Origin of the sequence: Oribacterium sp. FC2011 (assembly GCF_000701645.1) — a bacterium.
Lineage (GTDB): Bacteria > Bacillota > Clostridia > Lachnospirales > Lachnospiraceae > Oribacterium.
Map to the genome: position 1 here is coordinate 10,696 of NZ_JNJM01000041.1, position 1,853 is coordinate 12,548.

Sequence of the window (1,853 nt, forward strand, 5' to 3'; positions counted from 1 at the left end):
GCGAAGGAGCTTGGATATGAGGATGAAGAAGATCGCTGGGGCATCGTGGGACTTCTCCACGACATTGATTTTGAACTTTATCCGGAGGAACACTGCCTTAAAGCGGTATCCTTACTAAGGGAAGGCGTGGTAGATGAAGGTATCATCCATTCTGTCTGCTCACATGGATATGGGATTACTGTACCTTGTGGTGTGACAATAGATGTGGAACCTATACATGAGATGGAAAAGGTTCTGTTTGCTGCAGATGAACTTACAGGACTTATCTGGGCTGCGGCAATTATGAGACCATCAAAGAGCACAAAGGACATGGAATTAAAGTCCCTGAAAAAGAAGTATAAGAGCAAGGGTTTTGCCGCCGGATGTTCCCGGGAAGTAATAGAGAGAGGCGCAGAACAGCTTGGCTGGGAGCTAGACAAGCTCCTAGACATGACACTTAAGGCTATGGCCGCAAGTGAAGACACGATCAATAAAGAGATGGCTGCTGAAGAACAGGCTCAATAAAGGGAAATACTCTCGGGGAATACAGGAAAAAATTGAAATGAACTATATAAGATATTTGTTTCTGGCATTCACGCTTCTAAGCCTTATCTATTCTGTCAGTATCTACATGGTCGGAAGCGGGACATTCTCATTTATGATATGGATATTCAGCGCAATTGTTTTCGGCCTTTTATTCTATCTTTCAGGCAATGGTAGGTGGATTAAGATCCCCTTTGGGATAAGATGTGCAGGTTACCTTACAATCGGACTAACGGCAATATTCTTTACCATCTGCTTCATTGCCATGGCAATTCACTTCAAGGATAAAGGTGAAGAAAATCTTGATTATATAATTGTCCTTGGTGCGCAGATGAAAGGTGGAAGTCCTAGTACGATCTACAGATTCAGACTTGATGCTGCATATGACTATCTCATAAAGAATCCGGATACTATCTGCATTGTATCCGGTGGAATAGGGAAGAATGAGACTGTCAGTGAAGGAGACGGGGGAAAGGAATATCTCATTTCAAAAGGCATTGCGCCTGAGCGCATCATCGCAGAAACAGAAGCCAGGGATACAGTTGAAAACATATTGTTTTCAAAAGAGATAATGGATCAATCTACAAGCGATGATACACTAAGGATAGGTATAGTGACAAACAATTTCCATGTCTTCCGGGGAATTCATCTGGCAAAAAGGTATACGGAATACGAAGTTTGTGGGATAGCAGCATATACAGTACCCTGGTACCTTCCAAACAACATGGTAAGGGAATGCTTTGGTATTGGAAGGGATTTAAGGAAGATGAGATAGAGGTTCCTTATGAGGATTGATTACCCTGAAGCTGTCGGCAACATTTAATTGATGACGATATTTTGGGCAAAAATATACTGAAATTGTCTTAATTATGGGATTAGGATATAAGAAAACGTTTAGAAAGGAAAAACTTAAAAACAGGAACGTAATAAACAAATTAAAATTCAAAATTAATTTATTATTTTTAACTAAAGCTATTGCAATTTAAATAATTAATAGTATAATTAGAATTGTAAAGAGAAGATGAGAAAAGAAAGGAACCGAAAAAAGGTTCGCTTCTCTTTAAACTAAGATCCAACCTAGATCTTAGTTGGGCAAACCCGGAGAAATCCGGGGACGCAAAGCTACAGGGGCCGAAAGGCCAGCCAGTTGCAATCTTCATGGAGCAAAAGCTCCGAAGGTTAGTTCTCGAATCAGAATTAATTCAAGAAGGTTCTAGGTTAACTGGCACAGGGTACAAAACCCGGTGCCAATTTTTTATCCCGATTCACTTAAATAGCAAACCCGGAGAAATCCGGCGACGCAAAGCTATAGGGACCGAAAGGTCAGCCAG

2 protein-coding genes and 2 riboswitches are annotated in these 1,853 nt (G+C 41.0%); both genes read left to right on the forward strand.

Annotation, left to right across the window (positions count from 1 at the left end):
* The coding region (locus T357_RS0117755; RefSeq protein ID WP_031555496.1) for a hydrolase at positions 1-504 on the forward strand (504 nt) is incomplete at its 5' end.
* Between the two features lie 37 nt (positions 505-541).
* A complete protein-coding gene (locus T357_RS0117760) occupies positions 542-1,297 on the forward strand; it encodes a YdcF family protein (RefSeq protein WP_031555493.1) in 756 nt (251 codons plus the stop codon).
* 306 nt (positions 1,298-1,603) lie between these two features.
* A riboswitch (cyclic di-GMP riboswitch) is annotated at positions 1,604-1,677 on the forward strand.
* A gap of 110 nt (positions 1,678-1,787) precedes the next feature.
* Positions 1,788-1,853, forward strand: a riboswitch (cyclic di-GMP riboswitch). This riboswitch is flagged as partial in the annotation.

Excerpts from the sequence above, each read along its gene's own strand:
- T357_RS0117760 (WP_031555493.1), top strand. The coding sequence starts at position 542 with ATGAACTATATAAGATATTTGTTTCTGGCATTCACGCTTCTAAGCCTT.